Origin of the sequence: Streptomonospora nanhaiensis (assembly GCF_026642255.1) — a bacterium.
GTDB lineage: Bacteria > Actinomycetota > Actinomycetes > Streptosporangiales > Streptosporangiaceae > Nocardiopsis > Nocardiopsis tropica.
This window is the reverse complement of sequence record NZ_CP113264.1, coordinates 4,142,768-4,165,049: the sequence shown is the minus strand read 5'-3', so window position 1 is coordinate 4,165,049 and position 22,282 is coordinate 4,142,768. Positions and strand designations below refer to the sequence as shown.

The following is a 22,282-nucleotide window of genomic DNA, read 5'->3' as shown; positions in this document are numbered from 1 at the left end:
CGGCGCCGGGGAGCCTGCGCGGCCGGGCGGCAGTTCCATCGGAGACCACTCCCACCCCTGTAGAGGATTCGACACATGCCTGAACAGAGAACGCCGGCGCCGGCGCCGTCCGTCGCCGAGCTCCTGGCCTCCTACCGGTCGGGGGACGTGTTCTTCTCCACCGGTGCCGGCGCACTGCACGGGACCGGGGTCCTGGGGGTCGCGGAAGAGGTGCACGAGGTCGACTCCCTGCTCGGGAGCGCGGGGCCCGAGGGCGTGGTGATGGGCGCCATCCCCTTCGACGGGCGGCGGTCGGCCCGGTTCCTGCTCCCCCGAACGGTGCGCCACGCACCCGCGCCGCCCCGGGGCCGGGCGCCGGGCCTGCGCCGGCGGCCGCTGCCGGGGGAGTGGGGGTCCACGCCCGTGCCCGCCCCCGACGAGCACAGGGCGTCGATCGAGCGGGCGATCGCGCTGACGGCCGGGGACGGCGGGCCGGACAGGGTGGTGTCGGCCAGGGGCCTGCGTCTGCACAGCACGTCGGCGGTCGATCCGTCCACGGCGTTGAACAACCTCCTCTGGCGCGATCCGGGCGAACCCGTCTTCGCGATCGACGTGCCCGGCCCCGGGGCGGAGGACCGCACCCTTCTGGGGACGGGCCCGGAACTGCTGGTCTCCAAGCGCGGGAGCCGGGTGGCCTCCCAGCCGCTGTCCGGCTCCGTCCCCCGCAGCGCCGATCCGACCAAGGACTACCGCAACCGCGAGAGACTGCGTGCCTCGGCCGGGGACAGGCGTGAGCACGCCGTCGTGGTCGACGCGGTGGCGGAGTCGCTGGAGCCCTACTGCCGGACCCTGGCCGTGCCGAAGCGGCCCGAGCTGGTCGGAACCGCCACGATGTGGCACCTGTCCACCCGCCTGGAGGGGACGCTGCTGGACGCGGATGTGCCGGCGCACCTCCTGGCGGCGGCCCTGCGTCCCGCCCCGGCCGTGTGCGGCTCCCCCTCGCGGCCCGCGTCCGGGGTGGTCGGCGCGCCGGAGCACTTCGACCGGGGTTTCCACTCCGGAGCCGTCGGCTACAGCACGGCCCGGGGCGACGGCGAGTGGGTCGTCGCCGCCCGCTGTGCCGAGGTGTTCCACAGCAGGGTGGACGCCTTCGTCGGCGGTGGCGTCATGTCCGGTTCCGACCCCGGGGCCGTCCTGTCGGAGACCACCGACAGGATGCGCGCGCTCCTGTTCGCCCTGGGCGTGCGCTGAGCGCTTCCGGGGCCGCCGCGGGCGGTGGGCCCCGCGCGAAGCCGGCCGGCCCCCGGGGGACGGGGGCCGGCCGGTCGCCCGTCTCAGTCCGAGGGGCGCCGCCCCACGGCGAGCAGGGTCGGGTGGACCATGTAGTAGCCCGCGGTGTCGACGATGTAGTCCGGGTGACCCGGGGTCAGGAGCCGTTCGGCCTCGGCGACCTCGTCACTGCTCAGACCCGCGTCGGCGCCGCGTTTGACCAGCGATTCGCGCAGTTCCGGCCAGACGGCGTTCTCCAGGTAGGGGCGCACGGTCGGGTCGGCGTCCACGGGCGAGCCCACCCGCGGGAAGACGTTCACGTGCACGTCGAGCAGCCCCGCGGCCTCCATCCAGACCGTGTGGAGCTCGTAGTGGGCGGGTCCCCCGGAGGGGATCCCCCAGTTGAGCTCGGAGGCGGTGCGCGCCGCCCGCTCCAGCCGCGAGTGACCGGGCAGGAACATGGCCTGGTAGTAGTTGCTGGTGAACAGGCCCAGCACGCCGCCGGGGGCCAGGGCGCGCGCGGCGCGTGCCACCAGGGCCCGGGGGTCGTCGAAGTTGCCGGGCCAGACCACGTCCGAGGCCCAGATCGCGTCGAACCCGTCGCCGGAGCCGGCGGCCTCGTCGAGCACGTCGACCAGGTCGGCGGCGCGCACCTGGACCCGGTCCGAGACCCCCTCGGCCCGTGCGTGCTCACGGGCCAGGTCCAGCACGTCGGCGTTGCGGTCGACGGCCAGGACGCGGGCCCCCGGGCCGGCCGCCCGGGCCAGCGCCACCAGCCCGCCCCCGGCTCCGGTTCCCGCGTCGAGCAGGCGTGTGCGCCCGGACAGGTTCATCGCCCCGACGGCCTGTTCGACGGCCGGGGCGACGAAGGCCCGGTTGGCGAGCAGGTAGGGGACCAGCCCGTTCTTCTGGATGTCTGTCATGGTGTGACTGCCTCGGCTCTCTCACAGCGGGGACGGTGGTGCTCGTTCGTCGGCGCGGTCACGGTCGCGCCGCGGGCACGAGGTGGGGCAGTACGCTGGCCAGCTTCTCGCCGGTCTCCTCGAATTCGCGTTCGGGGCGGGAACCGGACACGATGCCGGCGCCCGCGCGGAGCCAGGCCCGGCCCTGCTCCTCGTAGACGGCGCGCAGGACCAGCGCGGCGTCGAGCTCGCCCCGGGACGTGGCGGTGACCACGGCCCCGGAGTACAGTCCGCGCCCCTCCTCCAGGCGGGTGATCGCCTCGATCGCCTGCGGCTTGGGGATCCCCGACGCCGTGATCGCCGGGAACAGCGCCTCGAAGGCGTGCCACGGGGTGGCCCCCTCCTCCAGGCGCCCCCTCACGGTGGAGGCCAGGTGCTGGACGCTGCCGCGGACCGAGACGCTCATGAAGTCGGACACCGCGACGGAGTCCGGGGCGCACACCGACCGCATCTCCGTGACGGCTTCGCGGACCGAGATGGCGTGCTCGTGGATCTCCTTGGGGTCGGCCTCCAGCTCGGCGCGTGCGGCGGTGTCCGCCGCCGTGCCGCGCCCCGCCGCCCGGGTGCCCGCGAGCGGGTTGGTCGAGACCTCGCGGTCGGGTCCGACCGTGACGACCAGTTCGGGGCTGAAGCCCGCGCTGCGGAGCCCGTCGAGGTCCAGCAGGAAGGACCGGGCCGGGGTGTTGGCCCTGCGGCCGACCGCGTAGGTGGCGGGGATGTCGACGGGGAAGGGCAGGTCGACCTTCCGGGAGAGGATCACCTTGTGGTAGTCGCCGCGGTCGATCTCGGCGAGGGCCTCGCCCACGAGCGCGCGGTAGCCGTGGGGGTCGGCCTGCGGGTCGAGGGTGGCGCGGGGCCGTGCGGGGGAGGCGACCGGTTCGAGGAGCAGGGAGCGCACCTTCTGGCGCAGCTGCGCCTCGCCCCCGCTGATCCGGGCCCCGTCGGCGGTGATGCGGACCTCGGTCCGGGGCACGATGAGGCGGGCCAGCCGCGCGGCTCCGCCGCCGGCGGCCGGGGCCGCCCCGCGGGAGCGGAGCGCGAAGTCGAACCCCACCCAGCCGTAGGCCCGCCAGGACGGGTCGGGCAGTCCGGCCAGGGCCTCCGCCAGAGCGTCGGCGGGGCTGCCGGTGTAGGCGCGGGAGTCCGAGGTCCCGTCGGCGGCGCGGACCGTGACCCGGTCGCTGTCGAGGTCGACGCCCCACCGCTCGCCGCCGCCGAAGCGCCAGACCCCCTCGCGTTCGTAGAGGACGTATTCGGGGAAGAGCCCCGAGCCCGCGAGCCGGGCGGCGGCCTCGACGGGGTCGAGCGGCCCTTCGACCTGTTCGGTTTCGCTACGGCTCACGGTCGGCTCCTTGCCCCGGACGGCCCGCAGGCCGCCTCCGGTGTACCCGTGGTCAACATGTTTCTCCGGTCTTGTTTCGAGGGCGGCGAGGACGGCCGCCCCTGCGGCGGACGTGCGCGCCGGACGCGGCCCGCTCCACGGCCGCGGCCCGCCGCGAGAGGGTGTCGGCCCGGGGCGGACGCGGGCCCAGGGAGGGCGGGGGACGGGGAGCGGGGGAGTGCGACGTCAGCCCGAGGTGAGCTCGATCGCGCCGGAGGGGCAGCGGTCGACCGCGTTGCGCACGTGCGCGGCGTCGGCGGGGCCGGGGCGGTCGGTGCGCAGGCGCACGAGCCCGTCCTCCTCGCCCTGGTCGAACACGCGGTCGGCGGCGACGACGCACTGGCCGGCGCCGATGCAGACCTCGGGGTGGACGGTGATGCGCACGCGGGGACGTCCTCTTCACTGTGGAGCGGCCCGGTCAGGGCCGCCGGGCGCCCGGGGGCGCCACCGAACCGATCGTAAATGATTATCGTTTTCAAGCGAAGCGCGCGCCCGTGTGGCCGGGGTCGCAGCGCTGTGCGTGCCGCTCCGGTCGCACAGGGTGGTGCCGCCACTCAGCGGCTCCGCTCGCGCAGCGCGTTCTTGTCGACCTTGCCGACCGCGGTCAGGGGGAACGCGTCGACGGCCTCGATCCGGTCGGGGGACTTGTAGCCGGCCAGGCCCCTGCCGCGCAGGAAGGCGGCGAGTTCGCGGACGGTGGGCGGGGCGCCCGCGCAGACCAGGAAGGCGACCGAGCGCTCGCCGAGGTCGGGGTCGGGGGCGGCCACCAGTGCGGCCGCGGACACGCCCGGGTAGGCGAGCAGCTGGCCCTCGACCTCGGTGGCGTCGATCTTCTCCCCGCCGCGGTTGATCTGGTCCTTCACCCGGCCGACGACGTCGATGTGGCCGCTCGGGCGGAGCCGGACGAGATCGCCGGTCCGGTAGAACCCGTCGGGCGTGAAGTGCGTGGTGGCGAGTTCGGGGGAGCGGTAGTAGCCGCGCAGCGTGTAGGGGCCCCGGGTCAGCAGCTCGCCCACGGCGCCGACGGGCACCGGGGCGCCGGCCCCGTCGACCACCCGCACCTCGTCGCCGGGCGAGATGGGCCGCCCCTGGGTGGTGCACACCAGCTCCTCGGGGTCGTCGAGCCGGGTGACGTTGATCAGGCCCTCGGCCATGCCGAACACCTGCTGGAGGCCGCACCCCAGGGTGGGGCGGACGCGGCGCGCCAGGTCGTCGGCCAACCGCGCTCCCCCCACCTGCAGGACCGAGAGGCTCTCGAGCTCGGCCGTGCCCGGAGCCCGGTCGGCGTAGGCCTCCAACCACACGGGCACCATCGGGGGGCTGAGCGCCGTCACGGTCACGCCCTCGCGGGCGATCAGGGGGAACGCCGTCTCGGGGGCGGGGCTGGGCGCCATGACCACCGTGCCGCCCGCGGTCAGCGTGCCGAGGATCCCCGGACAGCACATCGTGAAGTTGAAGGCGGCGGGCAGCGCGGCGAGGTAGACGCTGTCCGCGGTGAGGCCGCAGGCGGCCGCGGCGGCGCGGGCGTTGTAGCCGTAGTCCTGGTGCGTGCGCGCAATGAGCTTGGGCGTCCCCGTCGTCCCCCCGGAGAGCAGCAGGAGCGCGATGTCCCCGGGGTCGGGCCGGTCCGGGGCGGGGGCGCTGTTCGCGGGGGCGTCGGCGCGCAGTTCCCCGAAGCCGACGGCGCCTTCCAGGCCGCCGGTGTCACCGACGACGATCACGTGGCGCAGCTCTTCGTGCTCCTCGAGCACGGACGCGGCCAGGGTCCGGTAGTCGAAGCGCGCGTGGCGGTCGGCCACGGCGTAGCCGACCGCCCCGGTGGTCCGCAGCAGGTGGGAGATCTCGTGGCCGCGGTGGCCGGGCATGGCGTGGACCGGAACGGCGCCGAGGTACTGCAGTCCGAACCAGAGCAGCAGGAACTCCGCCCGGTTGGGCAGCTGCACCACCACCCGGTCGCCCCGGCGCACCCCCCGGCGGTGGAGCCCCGCCGCCACCGCTCCCGCCTCCGAGGCCAGTTCGGCGTAGGTCCACCGGCGGTCGCCGTCGACGAGCGCGACGGCGTCGGGGCGTCGCTGCGCCTGCCGCGCCAGCACGTCGGCCAGGACCTCCTCGCGCCAGAAGCCGGCCGCCCGGTAGCGCTCGCGCGCCTCCTCCGGCCACCCCGGCCAGTCCGGTGCCGACGCCTCGGGCGGGTTCGCACTCTTCGTCATCTCTGCTCCTTTTGCGTTCTTCGCCACACAAGTGGGGGATCGCGCTCGATGCCGCGCTTAGGATAAAAAAGATAACGGTTTTCGTTTTCATCTGTACCATCGGCCCCCCGACCCCCGCCGGAACCGGGCCGGAACCCCCGAGCCCGCCGCCAGCCAAGGAGACGATCACGCGTGTCGCTGCCAGCCGGTCCGCCAACGGTGCCCACGACGGAGGGGGAGCTGCGCGACGCCGTCGCCGCGCTGTTGAGCATCCCCCCGGAGGAGATCGGCCCTGATGACGACCTGTTCGAGCTCGGTCTGGACTCCATCGCCCTGATGCGCCTGGCCGCGAGGTGGCGGCGCTCCGGCGTCGGGGCCGGCTTCGACGAACTCGCGGAAGCGGCGACCCTGCGCGGTTGGCAGCGGCTCCTGGCGCCGGCCGCCCCCGCCCAGGAAGCCCGCACCGACGCGGAGGGCCCCGGCACACCCTTCCCGCTCGCCGCCATGCAGCACGCCTACTGGATCGGCCGCCAGGAGGGCCAGCCCCTCGGCGGGGTCGGAGCGCACTTCTACGCCGAGCTCGACGGCTCGGCCGTCGACCCGGTGCGCCTGGAGACCGCCGTGACGGCACTGCGCCGCCGCCACGGCATGCTGCGGGTCACCGTGCTCGACGACGGCCGCCAGCGCGTCCTGGACCACCCGCCCGGCCCCGCGCTGACCGTGCGGGACCTGAGCGCGGAGACGGCCGAGCGGGTCGAGCGGCAGCTGGCCGAACTGCGCGAGCACTACACCCACCGGCGGATGGACGTCGAGCGCGGCGAGGTGTTCGACCTCGCGCTGACGCTCCTGCCCGGCGGGGCCACCCGGTTGCACATCGACCTCGACATGCTGGCGGCCGACGCCGCGAGCATGCGGGTCCTGCTGCGCGACCTCCAGCTGCTCTACACCGACCCCGGCGCCGGCCTTCCGGAGCTCCCCCTGGACTACCGCGCCTACCTGGACGCCGTCGGGACCGCGCGGGAGCGGGAACGCGAGGAGGACCGCGCCTGGTGGAGCGGGCGCCTGGAGTCGCTGAGCGCCCCGCCGGCCCTGCCCACCGTCGTGGACCCCCTCGACCCGGACTCGGCCGCACCGCGCTTCCACCCGACCACCCGGCTGCACCACTGGCTCGCCCCCGAGCGCAAGCAGCGGCTGCTGGCCGCCGCGCGCGGCCACGGGGTCACCCCCGCCGCCGCGCTGGCGGGCGCCTTCGCCGAGACCCTCGGGGCCTGGAGCGACTCCCCGAGGTTCCTGCTCAACCTCCCGCTCTTCCACCGCGACCTGGACGTGGAAGGGGCCGAGTCGCTGGTCGGGGACTTCAGCAGCTCGATCCTGCTCGACGTCGACCTCACCGAGGAGCGCACCTTCGCCGAGTCCGCGCGCCACGTGCAGACCCGCCTGCGCACGGCGGCCGCCCACGGCTCCTACTCCGGCGTCGAGGTGCTCCGCGACCTCTCCCGAGCCTCCGACGGCGTTCCGGCCCTGGCCCCCGTCGTCTACACCAGCGCACTGGGGCTGGGCGAGGTCTACGACTCCGAGGTCAGGGCCGCGTTCGGCGAGCCCGTGTGGATCATCTCCCAGGGCCCGCAGGTCTGGCTGGACGCACAGGTGACCGAACTCGACGGCGGGCTCCTCCTGAACTGGGACGTGCGGTACCGCGCGTTCGAGCCCGGCGTCCCCGAGGCGGCGTTCGCGGCCTACCGCGACCTCGTCGACTCCCTCGTCGACGACCCCTCGGCCTGGACCGGGCCCGTGCGCCTGCCGCTCCCCGAGGACCAGGCGCGCGTGCGCGCCGCGGCCAACGCCACCGACGCGCCCGCCGTGACCGAGCGGCTGCACGAGGGCTTCTTCCGCGCCGCCCGCGAACACCCCGACGCCCTCGCCCTGATCCCCGACGCCGGCGAACCGGTGACCTACGGCGCGCTCGCAGACCGCGCGGGCCGTGTCAGCGCGCTGCTGGCCGGGGCCGGGGTGGCGCCGGGCGACGCCGTGGCGGTCAGCCTGCCCCGGGGCGCGGCACAGGTCGCCGCGGTGCTCGGGGTCCTGGGCGCCGGCGCCGCCTACGTCCCCGTCGGGGTGGAACAGCCCGCCGAGCGCACGGCGCGCATCCTGGCCGCGGCCGACGCCGCGGCCCTGCTCACCGACGCCGCGCACGCCGACCGGCCCACCGGCCCGGCGCGGGGCCGCACCGGACCGCCGGTCGTGCTGGTCGAGGACGCGGACGGGTGCGCACCCGCGCCGCCGGACCTCGCACAGCCCCTCGACGCGACCGCCTACGTCATCTTCACCTCGGGATCCACCGGGGTCCCGAAGGGCGTGGAGGTCTCCCACGGGGCGGCCGTCAACACGATCGCCGCGCTGAACGACCGCTTCGACGTGGGACCGCGGGACCGCGGGCTGGCCCTCGCGGACCTGGACTTCGACATGTCCGTCTACGACCTCTTCGCCCCCCTGTCCGCGGGAGGGTCGGTGGTCCTCGTCTCGGACGAGGCCCGCCGCGACGCCCACCACTGGGTCGCGCTGATGCGCGAGCACGGCGTCACGCTCCTGAACTGCGTGCCCGCCCTGCTCGACATGGTGCTGACCGCCGCCGAGTCGCGCCCCGGCGGCTTCGGCGACCGGCTGCGGTTCGTCCTGCTCGGCGGCGACTGGGTCGGCCTCGACCAGCCCGGGCGCCTGCGCGCCCTGGCCCCGAAGGCGCGGTTCACCGCCCTGGGCGGGATGACCGAGGCCGCCGTGCACTCCACGGTGTTCGAGGTCGACCGGGTCGACCCCTCGTGGACGTCGATCCCGTGGGGCCTCCCGCTGCCCAACATGCGCACCCGGGTCGTGGACCACCACGGCCGCGACCGCCCCGACTGGGTCCCGGGCGAGCTCTGGGTCAGCGGCGCGGGACTGGCGACCGCCTACCGCGGCGACCCCGGGCGCACCGCCGAGAAGTTCGTCACCGACCAGGGCCGCAGGTGGTACCGCACCGGCGACCGGGCACGCTACCGCTCCGACGGCGTCCTGGAGTTCCTCGGCCGCGCCGACCACCAGGTGAAACTGCGCGGACACCGCATCGAGCTCGGCGAGGTCGAAGCCGCCGCCGCCTCGTGTCCGGGCGTCCCGGCCGCGGTGGCGCTCGTCACCGGCACACCGCGCAGGCTCGCCCTGGTGGCCGCCGCGGCGGCGGGGCCGGCGGCCGAGGCGGAGCTCCGCGCCACCCTGGAGCGCAACCTCCCCTCCTACATGGTCCCCACCCAGATCGTGCTGGTGGACGCCCTCCCCCTGACCGCCAACGGCAAGCCCGACCGCCGGCGCGCCGAGGTCCTGGCCGCGGCCGCGACCGGCCGCGCCCCCGAGGACGACGGCGACGGGGACGGGTCCCCGCGCGGGTGGGCCGAGACCGTGGTGGCCGAGGTCTGGGGCGAGCTCCTGGACGTCAAGGGCATCCGGCGCGACGACGGGTTCTTCGCCCTGGGCGGCGACTCGCTCCTGGCCACCCGGATGATCGGCGCCCTGCGCGAGCGCGGCGCGGGTGGCGCACGGGTCGCTGGCCTGTTCGCCTCCCCCGCGCTGGCCGACTTCGCCGCCACCCTCACCCGGCAGGAACCGCCGACCGGCACCGTCCTGGGCGAGGGCGACACCGCCAACCGCCACCTGCCCTTCCCGATGACCGACGTCCAGCGGGCGTTCTGGATCGGACGCGACAGCAGGCTCTCCCTCGGCGGCGTGGGCACCTACCACTACAGCGAGTTCGACGGCGCCGACGTCGACCTCGACCGGTTCACACGCGCCTGGACGGCCCTGGTGGACCGGCACGAGATGCTGCGCGCCGTCTTCGACGAGGACGGACGCCAGCGCATCCTGCCGCAGACGCCGCCGGTCACGGTGGCCGTCACGGAGGCGGCCACCGAGGAGGAGGCCGCGCAGGCCCTGGCCGCGCTGCGCGAGGAGGCCTCCCACCTGAGCATCGACCTGACCCGGTGGCCCCTGTTCGAGCTGCGGGCCGTGCGCTATCCCAGCGGAGGCGCCACGCGCACGCGCCTGGCGATCGGGCTCGACTACATCGTCCTCGACGCCGCCTCGATCATCGCCCTGTACGGAGAGCTCGACCGGCTCTACAGCGACCCCGGGGCGGAGCTGGAGCCGATCGACGTCTCCTTCCGCGACTACGTCCTGCAGTCCGAACCCGACCCCGACGCGGTCGAGCACGCGCGCCGGCACTGGACGCGCCGGCTCCGGACACTGCCGCCCGCACCCGCGCTCCCGCTGGTCGCCGACCCCTCCACCGTGGAGCACCCCCGTTTCACCCGCCGCCGGCGCCCCCTCCGCGCGCAGGCCTGGGAGGCGATCACCGACAAGGCCCGCGCCCACGGCCTGACACCGTCGGTCGTCCTGCTGACCTGCTACGCGGAGGTCCTGTCGGCCTGGAGCGACCACCCGGAGGTGGCGGTCAACCTCACCCTGTTCAACCGGCAGCCGGTCCACCCCCACATCGACCTGATCATGGGCGACTTCACCTCGGTGTCCCTGCTCGGCTACGAGCCGCGCCCCGGGGAGCCGTGGCCGGCCGCCGCGCACCGCCTGCAGCGCGTCATGAGCGAGGACCTCGACCACCGCGAGGCCTCCGTGACCTGGCTGCTGCAGGAGCTCGCCAAGCGCACCGGGGCGGTCGACGCGGCCATGCCCGTGGTCTTCAGCAGCTCCGTCGGGGTGGGCGACCGCACCGTCAAGGACCTCTCCGACGGTTTCCCCGAAAATGTGTGGGGCATCTCCCAGACCCCGCAGGTGCTCCTGGACAACCAGGTCACCGAGTCCCAGGGCGGCGTCATGGTCACCTGGGACGCCATCGAGGAACTGTTCCGTCCCGGCGTGCTCGACTCCATGTTCGACGCCTACAACACGATGCTGGCCTGGCTGGCCGGGAACGACTGGGACACGGCCGCCCCGCCGGTGCTCCCGCACGCCCAGGCGGACACGCGCCGTCCCGCCCAGGGAACCCTCCCCGCCGCCGCGGAGGGCACCCTCCACGGCGAGGTCCTGCGCCGGGCCCAGGAGGACCCGGACCGCCCCGCCGTCCTCGGCGCCCTCGGCCGCGAACCCCTCACCTACGGCGGACTCGCCGCGCGGGCCGCCCGGGTCGCGGGCGGCCTGGCCGAGCGGGGCACGGGCCCCGGCGACGTCGTCGCGATCACCCTGCCCCCCGGAGCCGACCGGGTCGTCGCGATCCTGGGGGTGCTCTCCACCGGCGCGGCCTACCTGCTGGGCGACCCGGGGGCGCCCCCCTCGCGACGCGAACACGACCGGCGGGCGGCCGGAGCCCGCGTCTCGATCGTCGGCCCCGGCCGCGCGGACGGACCCGACCAGGCCGAACTCGCCGACCTCGCCGCCGCCGAACCCCTGCGGACCGCGGTCGCCGCCGACCCCGGGGCGAGGGCCTACGTCACCGTCCAGGCGGGCCCGGACGGGGAGGACGCCGCGGTCGAGTCCGTCGACCACCGCTCGGCGGTGGCGACGATCGCCGCGGTGCGCCAGCGGTTCGGGATCGACGCGCGGGACCGGGTGCTCGCGGGCGACCCCCCGGCGGCGGCCGTGGGCGCGTTCAGCGTGTTCGGGCCGCTCGGCGCCGGCGGCGCACTGGTGTGCCCCGCGACCGACGTCGTGACCGACCCCCGCGCCGCGGCCGCGCTGGCCGCCGAGCACGGCGCGACGGTGTGGAACGGCCCGCCGATGCTGCTCGACGAGCTGATCGCGGCGGCCCCTGCCGGCGAGGGGACGCCGCTGCGCGACCTGCGCCTGGCGCTCGTCTCGGGCGACCGGGTGGGCACCGGACTGGCCGGGCGCCTGCGCCGGGCCACCGGCGGCGGCCGGCTCGTCGCGCTGCACGGCGGCCGTGGCAGCGCCGGCTGGGCGAGCGCCGTCGAGCTCGACGCCGACGCGGACCGCTCGACGCCCTCCGGGCGGCCCCTGGCGGGCCACCGGTTGCGCGTGGTGGACTCCGCGGGCCGCGAATGCCCCGACCAGGTGATCGGCGACCTCTGGATCGCAGGCCCCGACGCCGTGCCCGACCCGGCCGGGCGGCTCCGCCCGACCGGGACCCGTGCCCGGTACCTGCCCGGCGGCGCCGTCGAGTTCCTCGGTCCCGACCCGCAGGTCTGGCTCAACGGCCGCCGCGTCGACATCGGCGCGGTCGAGGGCGCCGTCGAGTCGCACCCGGGCGTCGTCCACGCGGCGGTGGTCACCGTGGGGGAGGGACGCGAACGCCGCCTCCACGCCTACACGGTGACCGCCGACGGGGAGGAGCCCGACGGCCTCTCCCGCCACCTGTCCGGCCTGCTGCCCCCCTTCGCGGTCCCGGCCCGGATCACCCGCCTGCCCCGCCTGCCCCTGACCGCCGCGGGCGCCGTGGACCGCGGCGCGCTGGCCGAGGAGGCCGCCGTCCGGGAGCGCGCCGCGTCGGGACCGCCCACGGGCGAGACCGAGATCCGCGTCGCCGCCCTGTGGACCGAGCTCCTGGGCGCCGGGGCCGAGCACCGCCACGCCGACTTCTTCGCCGCCGGCGGCGACAGCCTGAGCGCCCTGCGCCTGGTCACAGCCACGGGCGAGGCGTTCGGCGTCGAGATCTCGGTCCGTTCCTTCCTCACCGCATCCACCCTCGCCGACCTGGCACGACAGGTCGACCACGCGCTCGCCTCCCGCGACGACGAAGAAAGCGGAATCCTATGAACGCCCATCAGCTCGTTTCCGAGATGGAGAAGGACGGCATCCGGCTCTGGGAGGACGACGGCGCCCTGCGGTTCCGCGCCCCCAAGGGCGTGCTGACCGAGGAGCGCAAGGCGCTGCTGCGCGAGAACCGCGCCGAGGTCCTCGCCCACCTGACCGCCCGCCGCCTCGCCACCCGCATCACCCCCGACCCCGAGTCGGCCGGAACCCCCTTCCCGCTGACCGACATCCAGGCGGCCTACCTGATCGGCCGCGGCAGCGCCTACGGGTACGGCGGGGTGGCCTGCCACGTCTACGTCGAACTCTCCTTCCCGGCCGACACCGACCCGGAGCGGCTCCAGGAGAGCTGGTGGTCCGTGGTGCGCCGCCACGGCATGCTGCGCGCGGTGGTCCACCCCGACGGCTTCCAGGAGGTCCTGCCCGAGATCCCGGAGACGCCGGTGCCGACCGCCGACCTGCGCGGCGCCACCCCCGCCGAGGTCGAGGAGCGCGTGGACCTGGTGCGCCGGGAACTCGCCTCCAGGGTTCCGCCCACCGACGTTCCGCCGCTGTTCGAGCTGCGGATGACGCGCTGCGCCGACGAACTCGTCCTGCACCTGTCGATCGACCAGCTCATCGTCGACTACGCCAGCCTGCTGCTGGTCCTGTCCGAACTGGAGGACACCTACCACGGCCGGGAGACCGGGACCCCGGAGATCGGTTTCCGCGACTACGTCCTGGCGCGCCGCAACCAGACGCTCACCGGCGAGTACGACCGCGCCCGCGACTACTGGACCCGGCGGCTGCCCACCCTGCCCCCCGCCCCCGACCTGCCGCTGCCCGCCGACGGCGGCCGGGTCGGCGCCTTCCGGCGCTTCGAGGAGATCCTGGGCGCCGAGCAGCGCGCGTCCTTCGAGGCCAACGCCGCCCGCGCCGGGGTCACCGCCTCGGCCGCCGCGATGGCCGCCTACGCCGAGGTGCTGGGCCGCTGGAGCCGCAGCCCGCAGTTCACGCTCAACGTCCCCACCTTCACCCGCCTGCCCCTGCACGCCGACGTCGACCGCCTCGTGGGGGACTTCACCGCGGTCGAACTCCTCGCCGTCGACCTGCGGCCCGCGCAGACGTTCGCCGAACGCGCGGCCACCCTGCGCGACACCCTGCTGGAGGACCTGGCGCACTCCCTGTACACCGGGAGCCAGGTCCTGGCCGACCTCACCCGGCGCAGCGACAGCGACACCGTGCTCATGCCGGTCGTGTTCACCAGCACGCTCGGCTCGGCGGCGGCCCGCCGGCCCGCCGCGGCCATCCGCCACGCCCAGACCCAGACCCCGCAGGTCTGGCTGGACTGCCAGGTGATGGAGCGCGCCGACGAACTGGCCCTGAGCTGGGACGTGCGCGAAGGGGTCCTGGGCGGTGACACCGCCGCCGACCTCTTCGCCGCCTTCACCGCCCTCATGACCCGTCTCGCCGAGGACCCGGACGCCTGGAACGAGGCGGCCCGCATCGAACTGCCGGAGGGCACCCGCGCCGTCCGCGAGCGGGTCAACGACACCGCCGCCCCGGTGCCGCGCGCCCTGCTGCACGAGGGGGTGCTGGCCGCAGCCGAGCGCGACCCCGGGCGCGTCGCCGTGATCGACCGGGACCGCTCGCTGACCTACGGCGAGCTGGTCGGGCGCGCGACGGCGGTCGCACGGGCGCTGGGCGCCGCCGGCGTCGGCGCGGGCGACCTGGTCGCCGTCACGATGGAGAAGGGGTGGGAGCAGGTCGCCGGCGTCCTGGGCGCCCTGATGGCGGGCGCCGCCTACCTCCCCCTGGACACCACGCAGCCGGCGCGCCGCCGTACGGCGATCCTCACCGACGCCGGGGCCTCGGTCGTGCTGACCCAGTCCTGGCTGGTGGAGGAGGGGGAGTGGCCCCCGGGATGCACCACCGTCGCCGTCGACAGCCTTCCCCTCGCCTCCGGCCCGCCGCCGCGGCCCGACACCGGCCCCGACGACCTGGCCTACGTCATCTACACCTCGGGGTCGACCGGCGCCCCCAAGGGCGTCATGATCAGCCACGCCGCGGCGCTGAACACGGTCACCGACGTCAACCGCAGGTTCGGGGTGACCGCCGACGACCGCGTCCTCGCACTGGCCCAGCTCGGTTTCGACCTCTCCGTCTACGACGTCTTCGGCCCGCTGGCGGTGGGGGCCGCCGTGGTGCTGCCCGACCCCGCGCGCCGCGGAGACCCCTCCGAGTGGATCGAGACCGTCCGGTCCGCGAAGGTCACCTTCTGGAACTCGGTGCCCGGACAGCTGCAGATGGTGCACGACTACTTGCGCGCCGACGACCCGCCCCTGCCCTCCCTGCGCGTCGCGCTGCTGTCGGGCGACTGGATCCCCACCGCGCTGCCCGAGGCCGTGCGGACCTGGGCCCCGAACATGGCGGTGCACAGCCTGGGCGGCGCCACCGAGGCGTCGATCTGGTCCATCCACCACCCGATCGACCGGGTCGCCCCCTCCTGGCGCAGCATCCCCTACGGCAGGCCGATGGACAACCAGACGTTCCACGTCCTCGACACGGCGCTGCGGCCCTGTCCCGACCTGGTCGTGGGCGAGCTGTACATCGGGGGCATCGGGCTGGCCCAGGGCTACTTCGGCGACGAGGAGCGGACGGCGGCCCGGTTCATCCGGCACCCGGAGACCGGTGAGCGCCTCTACCGCACCGGCGACATGGGCCGCTACTGGCCCGACGGGGTGATCGAGTTCCTCGGGCGCGAGGACCAGCAGGTCAAGATCCGCGGCTACCGGATCGAGCTCGGCGAGGTCCAGGCGGCGGTGGAGTCGCTGCCGGAGGTGGGCGCCGCGGCGGTCGTGCTCACCGGCGGGCGCGGATCCGGGCCCACGGGCGCGGGCCAGAGCCTGACGGCCTTCGTCGAACCCGCCCACCGCGACACCCCCCTCCCGCTCCCGCAGACACTGCTCCCCGCCGTCCGCGACGCCGCTCGGCAGGCCGGGCAGCGGGTGGACCTCGACGGACTCGCCGCGTTCCGCGCCGCGCTCGCCGAGGCGGCCGCGGCCTCCATCGCCGACACGCTCGCCCCGGCCTTCGCCGGGGGCGGCGAGCTCTCACCGGAACAGGTGTGCGACGCGCTCGGAGCGGCCCCCGCACACCACCGCCTGGTGCGGCGCTGGATCCAGGGGCTCGTCACGGACGGCCTCCTGGAGCGCACCCCCGGCGGGAAGCTCACCGGCCTGCGCGCCCCCGGCCCGCAGGCCACCGCCCGCGCCTGGGACGAGGCCGCCCGCCTGGAGAAGCAGGCGCGGTGGAGTCCCGAACTGTTCGCCACGGTGCGTGCGGGAGCCGAGCACCTGGGCGACCTGGTCGCCGGACGGGAGGAGGCGGCCCACCCGTTCTCCGGCGCCGACCCGCGGGCGCTGACCGCCGCCTACGCCGCGAACGCCGGATCCTCCGCGCTGCGCTCGGTCCTGGCCGCCGCAGCCGCCGAGATCGCAGGCACCCGTGACACCGCCGAACCGCTGCGGATCATGGAGGTCGGGCTGCGCGGCGGCGGCGTGGCCGGCGACCTGCTGCCCGCCCTGGCCGACCACCGGGTCGACTACCTGGGGACCGACGCGTCGGCGCAGAACCGGTCCGTGTTCGAGCAGGACTTCGCCGACGACCCGCGCGTGCGCTGCGCGGCCTTCGACCCCGCGCAGGACCCCGCCGGGCAGGGGCTGGCCCGCAACTCCGTGGACCTGCTGGTCTGCGTCGGCGTCCTGGACAACCTCCCCGACGTGGAAGAGGCCCTGGAGCGCCTCTCCACCCTGGTGGCGCCGGGCGGGTGGATGCTCCTGCTGGCCAACACCGACGACGACGACCACGCGCTCCGGATCTCCGCGGAGTTCACGGCCGAGCACGCGGGACCGTTCACCGACGTCCGCCAGGAGCAGGAGCAGACGTTCCTGCGCCACGAGCAGTGGCAGGAGCTGTTCCGCGGCCGCGGCCACCAGGTCGCCGCCGCGTTCCCCGAGGACACCGGAACGGCCCGGGCCTTCGGCCAGCACCTCTACCTGGTCCGGGCCAAGCCCCTGCAGGAGCCGGTCGAGGTGGCGTCGCTGACGCGCCGCGGCCACGAACTGCTCCCCGAGTACTCGGTGCCCTCCCAGTGGGAGGTCGTCGACGCCCTGCCGAGGACGGAGAACGGCAAGCTGGACCGCGGCGCGCTGGAGAAGCGTTCGCTCGAACTGGGCGCCGGCCCCGCCGAGGAGGCCGGAGACCAGAACCCCCGCGACGACCTCGAGCGCGCACTGGCGGCCCTGTGGGCAGAGCTCCTCGAGACGGAGCGCATCGGACGCGACGACGACCTCTTCGCGCTGGGCGGCGACTCGCTGCTGGTGGCCCGGATCGTCGGACGGCTGCGCGACGGGCTGGCCGGCCACGAATGGGACCTCGAGTGGGAGGTCGTCCTGCGCCACCTGCTGCGCCGGCCGACCATCGCCGGCCTCGCCGCCTACCTGCGGGAGCTCTCCGCCCCCGAGGCGGAGGCGGACGCCGAGAACTCGCCTCTGGTGGAGCTGATCCGGCCCGAGCCCGGCGCCCCGGTGACCGTGCTCGTGCACGCCGGAACGGGAACCCTGCTGCCGTACCGGCCCCTGGTCACCCGGCTCCGCGCCCGTTCCGGTGAAGGACACGGGCTGGTGGGCCTGGAGCTGCCGGCGCCCGAGAACTTCCGCAACGCCGACCCGAACGGGCTCATCGACCGCACGGCGGCCGAATACGTGCGCGCCCTGCTCGACGCCGGACACACGCGGGTCGACGTCGTCGGCTACTGCGTGGGCGGGGTCATCGCCACCGAGGTGGCCCGGGGGATCGCCGAAGCCGGCGCCACCGTCCGCAGCCTCACGGTCATCAGCAGCCACAGCCCGACCTTCCGCATCGACGACGAGCTGCTCTCGGAGTACTCCTTCTCGCTCATGATGGGCATGGACCCGGCCCACATCGGGTTCCCCGCCGACTCCGAGCGCGTGGGCGAGGCGGTCTCCGCCGTGCTCGACCGCTCTCCCGAGGCCGTCCTGGACGGCGCGATCGCCGACCTGGACGGGGAGTTCGCCGACGTCGCGGCCGCCTTCGAGGCACTGGAGGCGGTGCCGCGCATGGCCCGGGTGACCCGCATGTGCGAGGCGCTGCCGCCCGAGCTCGCCGACACCTACCAGCCCGAGGGCCTGCTGCGGGCCCTGCGCACCTACCAGCAGAGCACCTTCGCGCTGAGCCGGCACCGGGCCGAGCCCTACGCGGGCGACATCACCTTCCTGCGGCACAACGGCGCCTACCCCTTCCCCGGCAGCGCCGACACCATCGCCGACCACTGGGCGAGGATCTGCCTCGGCGAACTGCGCACCCGCGACATCCCGGGCGAGCACTTCACCTGCATGACGGGTGAGAACGTCCCCACGGTCGACGACCACCTGCACGAGATCATCGAAGGGAAGACGTCTTGATCGGCATCATCGGCGCCTCCGGCGCGGTCGGGCGCCACACCGCCGCGGCCCTGGCCGAGGCCGGCGCGGGCCCGCTGCGCCTGGGGGCCCGGCGGCCCTCCGCCGTCCCCCCGGGCCCCTGGCCCGAGGGCAGCGAGACCGTCGGGGTCGACGCCTCCGACCCCGCCTCGCTCGCCCGGTTCAGCGACGGCTGCACCCTGCTGGTCAACTGCGCCGGTCCCAGCTACCTCCTCAAGGACACCGTCGCGCTGGCCGGACTGGCCGCGGGCGCCGACGTCGTCGACGTCATGGGCGACGACCCCGTCCACGAGTCCCTGGCGGAGTCGGGCGCGGTCGGGCCGGACCGCTGCGTCGTCCTGTCGGCCGGGACCGTCCCCGGCCTGGCGGGCCTGGTCCCCCTCTGGCTCGCCGGGGCCGGCCCCGCGAACGGGCCGGCGCTCAGGATGACCGGCTACGCGGGCGGGCTGGAGCACGCGACCGAGAGCGTGGCGGCCGACATCGTGCTCTCCCTGGACACCGGGGGAGCGGGCGGCGAGCGCTTCGGCCACCCCCTCGCGGCCTGGCGGCACGGCCGCCGCGCCCCGGGGGTCCTGCGGGTGGCCGACAGCGCCCAGGCCCCCTACTTCCCCCACCCGGTCGCCCTGCAACCGCTCCTGACCACCGAGGTGGAGCGCCTGGCCGCGCGCATGGACCTGGCCGAGGCCGACTGGTACAACGTCCTCCCCGGAACACAGGTGCGCGAGCTGCTCACCGCGCTGCCGACCCTGCCGATGGACACCGCCGAGCAGCGCGACGCGGTGACCGGGCGCATCCGGCGCGCCGCCGAGGTCGACGCCGCGGGCGGCGTGCCCTACTACCGGCTGGTGTTCAGCCTCTCGGGCCGGGACTGGGCGCGCACCTGCGTGGTCCACTGCGACAGCAGCTACCGGCTCACCGGAGCTGTCGCGGCGCTCGCGGCCCTGGACGTCCTGGCCGGCCGCATCGGCAAGGGGCTGCACTACGCGGCCCAGGCGATGGACCCGCAGGCCACGGTGGAGGCGCTGAGGGCCAACGGGGACGCGGAGTTCGCGGTCCACCACCACGCCGCCGCACCGCCGGTCCCCGGCGACGCGGCCGAGGCCGTCGAGGACGGTGAGCTGTGAACGCGCCGGCACCGCTGCGCACCGTCGTCTGCGGCACGAACTTCGGCCGCCTCTACATCGACGCCGTCCGGCGCCACCCCGGGTTCACCCTCGCGGGGCTCCTCTCCACGGGCAGCAGCCACTCCCGGGAACTGGCCGAACGGCACGGCGTGCCCTGCTACACCTCCCCGGACGGGCTCCCCGCCGACGTCGACGCGGCCGTCGTGGCGGTGCCCGCGGCGGTCATGGGGGGCCAGGGGTCCGAACTCGCGCGCACCCTGCTCGCCAGGGGCGTGCACGTGCTCCAGGAGCACCCGCTGCACCCCGACGAGCTGTCGGAGTCCCTGCGCACTGCGAGGAAGGCCGGCCGGCAGTTCCAGGTCAACACCCACTACCCCCACGTGGCCCCGGTGCGCGAGTTCATCGAGGCGGCGCGCCGACTGCGCCGGCTGCAGCGTGTCCTGTTCGTCGACGCGGCGGCCCCGGTCCACGTCCTGGCCCCCCTGATCGACATCCTGGCGCGCGCCCTGGGCGGCACCCGCCCCTGGAGGCTGGGCGATCCCGTTCCACCGACCGAGGACGTCGTGGCGGCGGCGAAGGGGGAGGCGCCGCTGAGCCTGCTGCACGGGGCCATCGCCGGGGCCCCGCTGACACTGCGGGTGCACAACCAGATCCACCCCGGGGACCGGGACAACCACTCCCTCTTCTGGCACCGCGTGGCGGTGGGGACCGAAGGGGGGGTCCTGACCCTGGCCGACACCCACGGGCCCGTGCTGTGGCACCCGCGGATCCACTCCCCCCGCGACTCCGGGCACCGGTTGGTGTTCACGCCCGGAACCGGGGCCGAGTCGCTGCGGCTGCCCGCGTCGGCGGTCCTGGGCCAGGCGGGACCGCCGCCCCGGATCTCCGACATCTTCTCCGAGCTGTGGCCCGAGGCGATCGGCGAGGCCCTCGACGGGTTCGCCGCGGCCGTCGCCGAGGGCGGGGACCCGCTCCGGTCGGCCCAGCAGGACCTGGCGGTCTTCGCCCTCTGGCGGGAGCTGATGGAACGCCTGGGGCCGCCGGAGCTGATCCGTCCCCCCACCCCCGAGCCCCTGGCGCCGGATGTGCTCGCGGCGCCGGGCGCCGACGCCCTGGCGGAGCCCGCCGCGTCCGGGCCGGGGGCGACCGCGAGGCCGGCCCCGGCCCCTCCCGGTGATCCGGCCCGCCCGCACGCGGCGGACCTGTCGGACTACAACGAGGCGGCGGAGTTCTTCGACCTCGGCGCCCGCGAGCACACCGCGCGCACGGGTCCCGCGGTCGTGGCGTGCCTGAGCGGGATCGACCCCCGGAACGGCCCGCTGGTGGACGTCGGGGCGGGCAGCGGACTGGTCACCCGGCAGGTCGCGGCGGCCTACCCCGACTGCCGGGTGATCGCCGCCGAACCCGCGGCGGGGATGCGCGCCCTGCTCACGGGCAGGGTCGGCGACGACCCCGGGCTCGCGCAGCGGGTGACCGTCCTCCCGCACGCCGCGGAACGCCTGCTGGAACCGGGGGTGCTGCCCGACCGGCTGTGCGGGGTCGTCATCTGCGGGGTGCTGGGCCACCTCGACCCGGACCTGCGGAGGGACCTCCTGCGGGGACTGGCGGAGCGCCTGGCGCCCGGCGCCCCGATCGTCGTCGAGCTGACGGGGATGCGCGAGCCCATGAGGATGGCCCCCACCCTGCTGCGCCACGCCGAACTCGGCGAGCAGCGGTACGAGTGGTGGATGTCCGGCCGACCGGACGGCCCGGACCGGATGCGGCTCGACACCGAGTGGCGCGTCCTCCGCGGGGGCGAGCCCGTCCGTACGGTCCGGGAGCAGTACCGCTGGTACACGCTGGAGCTCGAACAGCTCGCCCGGGAGAGCGGTCTGCGCCTCACGCCGCCGCCCGCGCCCCACGCCGCGGGCGTGCCCTACCTGGGCACGCTCACGGCGCCGGGGGACGGGGCGGTCACCACGTGACGAGTACCCGTTCGGGCCCGAAGGCGATCCCGTCGTGACGGAAGCGGACCGACTCGAACGGCTCCGCCGCCCGGAGCCCCGGCATCCGGTCGACCAGGGTGCCGATGGCGACGCCGAGTTCGAGGCGGGCGACGTTCTGGCCGACGCACTGGTGGATCCCGTAGCTGAACGCCACGTGGGTCCTGCCGGTGCGGTCGAAGTCGATCCGCTCCGGGTCGGGGAAGACGGCGGGGTCGTGGTCGGCGGCCGCCAGCAGCGGGATGATCCCGTCGCCGGCGGGGATCACGGTCCCGCCGACCTCGATGTCCTCGGTGGCGGTGCGCAGGGCGATGGAGTCGCCCACGGACAGGGTCCGCAGGAGCTCCTCGACCGCCTGCGGGAGTACCGCGGGGTCGCGCCGCAGCCGTTCGAGCAGGTCCGGCCGCTGCAGCAGGGCGAGCACGCTCAGGGCGATCTGGTTGGTGGTGGTCTCCCACCCCGCGACGATCAGGATGCTGATGGTGGTCACCAGTTCCTGCCGGGTCAGCTCGCCGGACCGCAACCGCTCGTGGACCAGCCGGCTCAGCAGGTCCTCGCCGGGGTCCTCCTCCTTCGCGCGAACGGCGTCCTCCACCACCGCGCCCAGGGCGCCGATGCCCTCGCTGGCCCCCTCGGCGGTGCTGCCGCCCCCGCCGAAGACCTGCGAGCCCAGGGTCTCCGTGACGCGGCGGAACAGCTTGTCGCCGCGGCGCAGGCCGACCAGCTCGCACATGACGGTGCTGGAGACCACGTGGGCGAAATGGGTCACCAGGTCGGCGGGCGGGCCGTAGTTCAGCAATTCGTCGATCCGGTCGTCGACGATCCGCTGGATGTCGCGGCGCATCCGGCGGGCCTTGCGTACCGTCATCTCGGCGAGCAGCATCCGCCGGAACCGGGAGTGCTCGGGCGGGTCCATGCGGATGAACGGCGTCGTCTTCGTGCCGGCCTCCTGTTCTCCTTCCACCAGCGCCGGAAATCCCGGTCGGCGGATGTCCGCGCTCACGCGGGTGTCGGCGAGCACCGCGCGGACCTCCTCGTAGCCGGTGACCACCCAGGCCGTGCGGCCGGTCGGCAGGGCCACCCGGGCCACGGGCCCCCGCCGGCGCAGGTCGGCGTAGGCGCGCGGAGCCGAGAACGGGCACTCGCGCGGCATGGGGAAAGCCGGAGGG

At 75.4% G+C, this 22,282-nt stretch carries 10 protein-coding genes; 5 read left to right on the top strand and 5 right to left on the bottom strand.

The genetic code is table 11. The features are described from left to right. Nucleotides 1–75: 75 nt before the first annotated feature. Nucleotides 76–1,230 (top strand): chorismate-binding protein, encoded by a 1,155-nt coding sequence (locus tag OUQ99_RS18165; protein ID WP_267944959.1) that lies wholly within the window; start codon nucleotides 76–78, stop codon nucleotides 1,228–1,230. 83 nt (nucleotides 1,231–1,313) lie between these two features. On the opposite strand, the gene OUQ99_RS18160 is transcribed toward OUQ99_RS18165, so the two are convergent. From OUQ99_RS18160 to OUQ99_RS18145, 4 genes are all read right to left on the bottom strand, one after another. Beyond that, a complete protein-coding gene (locus tag OUQ99_RS18160; protein WP_267944958.1) occupies nucleotides 1,314–2,171 on the bottom strand; it encodes an SAM-dependent methyltransferase in 858 nt (285 codons plus the stop codon). A gap of 58 nt (nucleotides 2,172–2,229) precedes the next feature. Continuing rightward, nucleotides 2,230–3,552 carry a salicylate synthase gene (locus OUQ99_RS18155; RefSeq protein ID WP_267944957.1) on the bottom strand — a complete coding sequence of 441 codons (1,323 nt, stop codon included), beginning with the start codon at nucleotides 3,550–3,552 and terminating at the stop codon, nucleotides 2,230–2,232. A 225-nt stretch (nucleotides 3,553–3,777) separates the two neighbouring features. Then, nucleotides 3,778–3,975: a ferredoxin gene (locus tag OUQ99_RS18150; protein WP_267944956.1), complete on the bottom strand. Its 198-nt coding sequence runs from the start codon at nucleotides 3,973–3,975 to the stop codon at nucleotides 3,778–3,780. Nucleotides 3,976–4,145: 170 nt separating this feature from the next. Then, nucleotides 4,146–5,801, bottom strand: coding sequence for a (2,3-dihydroxybenzoyl)adenylate synthase (locus OUQ99_RS18145; RefSeq protein WP_267944955.1), 1,656 nt, complete (start codon nucleotides 5,799–5,801; stop codon nucleotides 4,146–4,148). Nucleotides 5,802–5,972: 171 nt separating this feature from the next. Between OUQ99_RS18145 and OUQ99_RS18140 the strand changes: the two genes are divergently transcribed. Genes OUQ99_RS18140 through OUQ99_RS18125 form a run of 4 tightly spaced genes read left to right on the top strand, consistent with a single transcriptional unit; the run spans nucleotide 5,973 to nucleotide 21,095 of the window. Further along, on the top strand, nucleotides 5,973–12,530 hold the full coding sequence (locus tag OUQ99_RS18140) for a non-ribosomal peptide synthetase (RefSeq protein WP_267944954.1): 6,558 nt from the start codon (nucleotides 5,973–5,975) through the stop codon (nucleotides 12,528–12,530). Then, nucleotides 12,527–17,989, top strand: coding sequence for a non-ribosomal peptide synthetase (locus tag OUQ99_RS18135; protein WP_267944953.1), 5,463 nt, complete (start codon nucleotides 12,527–12,529; stop codon nucleotides 17,987–17,989). The genes OUQ99_RS18140 and OUQ99_RS18135 overlap by 4 nt, the downstream gene beginning before the upstream one ends. Next, nucleotides 17,986–19,131 (top strand): NAD(P)H-binding protein, encoded by a 1,146-nt coding sequence (locus tag OUQ99_RS18130; protein ID WP_267944952.1) that lies wholly within the window; start codon nucleotides 17,986–17,988, stop codon nucleotides 19,129–19,131. Before OUQ99_RS18135 ends, OUQ99_RS18130 begins: the two co-directional genes overlap by 4 nt. Further along, nucleotides 19,128–21,095, top strand: a complete 1,968-nt coding sequence (locus tag OUQ99_RS18125) for a Gfo/Idh/MocA family oxidoreductase (RefSeq protein ID WP_267944951.1) — start codon at nucleotides 19,128–19,130, stop codon at nucleotides 21,093–21,095. Before OUQ99_RS18130 ends, OUQ99_RS18125 begins: the two co-directional genes overlap by 4 nt. Here the strand turns inward: OUQ99_RS18125 and OUQ99_RS18120 are convergent. After that, nucleotides 21,085–22,266, bottom strand: coding sequence for a cytochrome P450 (locus tag OUQ99_RS18120; protein WP_267944950.1), 1,182 nt, complete (start codon nucleotides 22,264–22,266; stop codon nucleotides 21,085–21,087). The two genes, OUQ99_RS18125 and OUQ99_RS18120, sit on opposite strands and share 11 nt — an antisense overlap. Nucleotides 22,267–22,282: the final 16 nt, after the last annotated feature.

Coding starts and splice junctions, on each gene's coding strand:
- OUQ99_RS18165 (WP_267944959.1), top strand. CDS start 76: ATGCCTGAACAGAGAACGCCGGCGCCGGCGCCGTCCGTCGCCGAGCTC.
- OUQ99_RS18160 (WP_267944958.1), bottom strand. CDS start 2,171: ATGACAGACATCCAGAAGAACGGGCTGGTCCCCTACCTGCTCGCCAAC.
- OUQ99_RS18145 (WP_267944955.1), bottom strand. CDS start 5,801: ATGACGAAGAGTGCGAACCCGCCCGAGGCGTCGGCACCGGACTGGCCG.
- OUQ99_RS18135 (WP_267944953.1), top strand. CDS start 12,527: ATGAACGCCCATCAGCTCGTTTCCGAGATGGAGAAGGACGGCATCCGG.
- OUQ99_RS18120 (WP_267944950.1), bottom strand. CDS start 22,266: ATGCCGCGCGAGTGCCCGTTCTCGGCTCCGCGCGCCTACGCCGACCTG.